Below are 4,883 nucleotides of genomic sequence, written 5' to 3'. Positions count from 1 at the left end.
AGCACGAAATTCGCGCGGGTGACGGCGGCGTTCTGCTGGATGGCGACGTCCTGCGAATAGCTCGTCGGGGCGAGCTCGAGCTGGTAGGCGGCCCCGGCCGGTGCGGCGCCGCTCTCCGACAACCGGTCGAGGAGGCTGTATTTGAGCGTCCGGCCGAGCGCCGTCTCGGCGACGGAGACATCGACGCTGGCGAGCTTCGAGACAGTGGCCTCTGTCCCGGCGCGCTCGCCATAAAGCGGCGCGAAGCCGCAGCCCGCAAGCGGGGTCAGCGCCGCCAGCAGGATGACGGCGGCAAGGCGCGCGGCTCGGCGCTCAGACGACGATGTTGACGATCTTGCCCGGTACGACGATGACCTTGCGGACGGCTTTCCCATCGATGGCCTTCTCCACTTTCTCGAGGGCGAGCGCGGCGCGCTCGACCGTCGCTTGATCGGCGTCGCGGGCAATGGTGAGTTCGTCCCGGCGCTTGCCGTTCACCTGAACCGCGATGGTGATGGAGTCTTCCACGAGGAGGGCAGGGTCGGCAACCGGCCATGCGCTGTCGACGAGAAGCGCGTCATGGCCAAGCGTCTGCCAGGCCTCCTCGGCAAGGTGGGGCATCATGGGCCCGATGAGGAGCACCAGCGTTTCGAGCGCCTCCCGGAAAGCCCAGCCCAGCGAGCGGTCAAAGGTTTCGGCCTTCCATGAGGCCGTGCCCGCCGCCGATGCGACCGCGTTCACCAGTTCATAGACGTTCGCCACGGCCACGTTGAAGCGCAGCGCCTCGATATTCTCGTCGATCGCGGCGATCGCCTGATGGACCGCCCGGCGCAGCGCCTCGGCCTCGGCCGAGAAGCTTTCCGGCTTCGGCGTGCCGGCCGGGGGGATCAGCCGGGCGCGTTCGCCCGCCTCGCCCACGAGGCGCCAGATGCGCTGGACGAGCCGCCAGGCGCCCTCGACGCCGCCCTGCGTCCACTCGCTGTCGCGCTCGGGGGGCGTGTCGGAAAGCATGAACCAGCGCGCGCAATCGACGCCATAGCTGTCGGCGACGACCTCCGGCGGGACCACGTTCTTCTTCGACTTCGACATTTTCTCGGGCGCGCCGACCGTCACGGGCGTTCCGTCCGCGATCTTGCGGACCTTGCCGTCCTCGCCGCGCTCCACATCCTCGGGGAAGAGCCAGCGGCCTTCCGTGTCCTTGTAGGTTTCGTGGATGATCATGCCCTGCGTGAAGAGGCCGCCAAAGGGCTCCTTCACCGAAAGCCGCCCGCATTTCTCCAGCCCGCGCGTGAAGAAGCGCGCATAGAGCAGATGCAGGATCGCGTGCTCGATGCCGCCGATATATTGATCGACCGGCAGCCAGTGGTCGGCCGCCTCCCTGCCGAGCGGCGCCGATCCCGGCTCGCTCGCAAAGCGCGCGAAATACCAGGAGGAATCGACGAAAGTGTCCATCGTGTCGGTTTCGCGCCGCGCGGGCTTGCCGCATTGCGGGCAATCGACATGCTTCCAGGTCGGATGGCGGTCGAGCGGATTGCCCGGCACGTCGAAGCTCACATCTTCCGGCAGCTCGACCGGAAGGTCCTTCTCCGGCACCGGCACGGGGCCGCAGGCCTCGCAATGAACGATCGGGATCGGGCAGCCCCAGTAGCGCTGGCGCGACACGCCCCAGTCGCGCAGGCGGAAATTGACCGTGCCTTCGCCCGCGCCATCTGCTTTCAGCCGTTCGATGGCCGCACGCTTGGCGGCCTCGACATCGAGCCCGTCGAGGAAGCCTGAATTGATGGCGACGCCGTCATCCGTATAGGCCTCGTCGCCCGCGGGCAGAGCGGCGGCCCAGGCGGCGCGCTTCCCGGCATCGGCGGCCACATCCTTCGGCGCGACGACGGGCAGGATCGGCAGGCCGTATTTCTTCGCGAAGTCGAAGTCGCGCTGGTCATGAGCGGGGCAGGCGAAGATCGCGCCCGTGCCATAGTCCATGAGCACGAAATTGGCGACATAGACGGGCACCGTCGCGCCCTCGATGAAGGGATGGCGGGCGCGCAGCGCGGTTCTGTAGCCCTTCTTCTCCGCCGTCTCGATCGCTTCGGCGCTCGTGCCGACATGCTTGCAGTCGGCGATGAAGGCCTGAAGCCCGGCATCGTTTTCGGCGAGTTTGCGCGTCAGCGGGTGATCGGGCGACAGCGCGCAGAAGGAAGCGCCATAGAGCGTGTCGGGCCGGGTGGTGTAGATCTCGAGCCGGTATGCGGGATCGCCGGGCACGCCTTCCAGCGGCCAGAAGACGCGCGCGCCTTCCGAACGGCCGATCCAGTTCTTCTGCATGGTGCGGACTTTTTCCGGCCAGCGCGGCAGGTCGTCGAGCGCGGCGAGAAGCTCGTCGGCGAAGGCGGTGATGCGGAAGAACCATTGCGCGAGGCGCCGCCGCTCGACCAGCGCGCCGGAGCGCCAGCCGCGCCCGTCGATCACCTGCTCGTTGGCAAGCACGGTATTGTCCACGGGGTCCCAGTTGACCTCGCTCTCCTTGCGATAGACGAGGCCGTGCTTCAGGAACTCGATGAAGATCTTCTGCTGTTCGGCATAATAGGAGGGGTCGCAGGTCGCGATCTCGCGGCTCCAGTCGAGCGAGAGGCCGAGCAGCTTGAGCTGCGCCTTCATCGCCTCGATGTTTTCATAGGTCCATTCCTTCGGATGGACCTTGCGCTCCATGGCGGCGTTTTCCGCCGGCAGGCCGAAGGCGTCCCAGCCCATCGGGTGCAGGACGTTGAAGCCCTTCATGCGCTTGAAACGCGCGACGACGTCGCCCATCACATAGTTGCGGCCGTGGCCGATATGGATGCGGCCCGAAGGGTAGGGAAACATCTCGAGCACATAGTATTTCGGACGCGGATCATCGTTCCGTGTACGGAAGCTCTGTCGATCTTCCCAGATCTTCTGCCATTTCGGTTCGCTGGCACGGGCGTTGTAGCGTGTCGACATCGTCTGCTGGGCACTGTCTGAATATCCGGAAACGAGCCGCCATCGCCGTTTCTCGAGCGGCGATCACGGCTCCCCGGATGCTGGGAGGGCCCGGAGCCGGGCCCCGTGAGTTACTTCTGGCCGGCTTCGATGTTCTGCATGCGAAGCTGGCGGGCGCGCACGAGGATCGCGTTCTCGATGCGCGTTCCGGTCGCCGGATCGGTGGCCGCATCGACCCAGCCGCCCTTGGCGTCCTTCGTCTGGCGGAACACCGCGACTTTCACGCCATCGGCGCGCAGGCGGCGATCCATGATGTAGATGGTGAGCTTGAAGCGCTCGCCCGGCGTCTTCGGGTCCTGATACCAGTCGGTGATGATGACGCCGCCGAAGGGGTCCGCCGAGGTCAGCGGCATGAACGAGATCGTGTCGAGCGAGGCCCGCCAGAGGAAGCTGTTGATGCCGATGCCGGTGCCCTGATCGGCCTTGCTGTCGCCGCCGAAAAGGGTGATGCCGTCCGAGCCGAAAATGGTCTGGCGTTCGCCGGTCGGGTTGGGATTGGTCGGCCCCGTGCCTTCCGTGCTCGGATAGCGCGACTCCCCGCCCTTGAAGGCGCCGCAGCCGCCAAGCCCGATCAGCCCGGCCATGGCGAAAGCGGTCGCAAGGTTCCGCATGCTCCTGCCCGCTCCGGCCGGCAAGGTCCTGGCGGACGCACCGACTTCGCGTGCCACGCGCACATTTGAATCATTGGTCATCGATTTACGGCAAGCCTCTCGCGTTACGACCCGATTTCCCCGCCTTCGGCGGATGGTTCCGCCAGAAGCGGCCCCCTCAACCCCGCCGGGACCGGCTGCGCATGGGCTTTTCGAGCCCGTTTCGATCCCTGCGCCGGCCGATCATGCCATCCGTTCGTTCTTGCCCAACTCCATTCGGCGGAGCAAGTAAATTCCAGGCCCGGGACGGACAAAAGCGGCCGCCCACGCTTATAGCGAGCAAGGCCCGGCCCGCGCAATGGCGGCGCCGGAGGCCACGCCGGAATCGAGTTTCGGGATCTGTGACATCAAAAGCACAAATCGCCAGAGACCTTTCGCCGAGGCGCCGAAAAAGGGGCTTTCCCGGCCCCCCTTCTTCTCATGTGGCTTCGGGCATCGCCGGTAAAGCCTTGCGCCCTCTCATTTAATGACTTGTGCCCTTTCCGCAACATGCGCCGACATTCAAACTCGGAAGGGGGCGCCTCGGCTTGACGGAAAGGCTTACCCCGGGATTAATCAGCCCATGCGCTCGGGGGGCAGTTTCAGTCGGCCCGGCGATGAATGCGACCACGGATCCTAAAGCGCTTTCCGCTGGCTCGTAAAACTGAACAGCTAAACGCTGACACTGCGAGGAACACATGAAAAAGATACTCCTTGGGACGACCGCTCTGGTCACCGCTGGCCTTCTCGCCGGCCCGGCGCTTGCGAGCGACCCGCTGAAGGTCACGGTCGGCGGCAACGTCGTCACGGGCTTCTACGTCATCGACGCCGACAACGTCGGCACGACTACCTTCAACAGCACGAAGGTCGCTGTCGTCGCCCGCAACATCGACATCAAGGCCGAAGGCACGCTGGACAACGGCCTCGTCGCCGGCGTCGATGCGAAGCTCCAGCTCGGCAACGACTGGAACAACACGAACCAGTCCTGGTCGTCCTTCCGTCAGCTCTTCGCCTATCTCGAGGGTGGTTTCGGCCGCTTCGAAATCGGCGGCACGGATGGCGCCGCCTACAAGATGCACTACACGTCGCCCTGGTTCGTGCCGGGCAACGGCGTCGACTCGCCGAACATCTACAACGGCGTGTCGCGCGCGTTCGGTGCGACGGGCGTTGCGGAAGTCCGCACCTCGACCTTCTCGCTCATGGCGACCGACGCGAACAAGGTCAGCTACTTCACGCCGCGTCTCGCCGGCTTCCAGCTCGGCG

Annotated in this window: 4 protein-coding genes; 1 reads left to right on the top strand and 3 read right to left on the bottom strand. The window is 65.7% G+C overall.

The features are described 5' to 3' along the window. The 3 genes from PKA57_RS14475 to PKA57_RS14465 all read right to left on the bottom strand — a co-directional run. On the bottom strand, nucleotides 1-374 hold a 374-nt coding region (locus PKA57_RS14475; protein ID WP_324301788.1), incomplete at its 3' end, for a hypothetical protein. Beyond that, nucleotides 313-2,952 (bottom strand): leucine--tRNA ligase, encoded by a 2,640-nt coding sequence (leuS, locus tag PKA57_RS14470; RefSeq protein WP_324301786.1) that lies wholly within the window; start codon nucleotides 2,950-2,952, stop codon nucleotides 313-315. The genes leuS and PKA57_RS14475, both read right to left, overlap by 62 nt. A gap of 110 nt (nucleotides 2,953-3,062) precedes the next feature. Continuing rightward, the gene (locus PKA57_RS14465) at nucleotides 3,063-3,602 is read right to left on the bottom strand and encodes a DUF3576 domain-containing protein (RefSeq protein ID WP_324301785.1); all 540 of its coding nucleotides are present in this window, start codon (nucleotides 3,600-3,602) and stop codon (nucleotides 3,063-3,065) included. Nucleotides 3,603-4,318: 716 nt separating this feature from the next. Between PKA57_RS14465 and PKA57_RS14460 the strand changes: the two genes are divergently transcribed. Beyond that, a partial coding sequence (locus PKA57_RS14460; protein ID WP_324301783.1) for a porin occupies nucleotides 4,319-4,883 on the top strand: 565 nt, incomplete at its 3' end.

Origin of the sequence: Parvibaculum sp., assembly GCF_035325945.1 — a bacterium.
Classification (GTDB): domain Bacteria; phylum Pseudomonadota; class Alphaproteobacteria; order Parvibaculales; family Parvibaculaceae; genus Parvibaculum.
The sequence above is the reverse complement of the archived record's forward strand: the minus strand, read 5'-3'. Positions and strand labels throughout refer to the sequence as shown.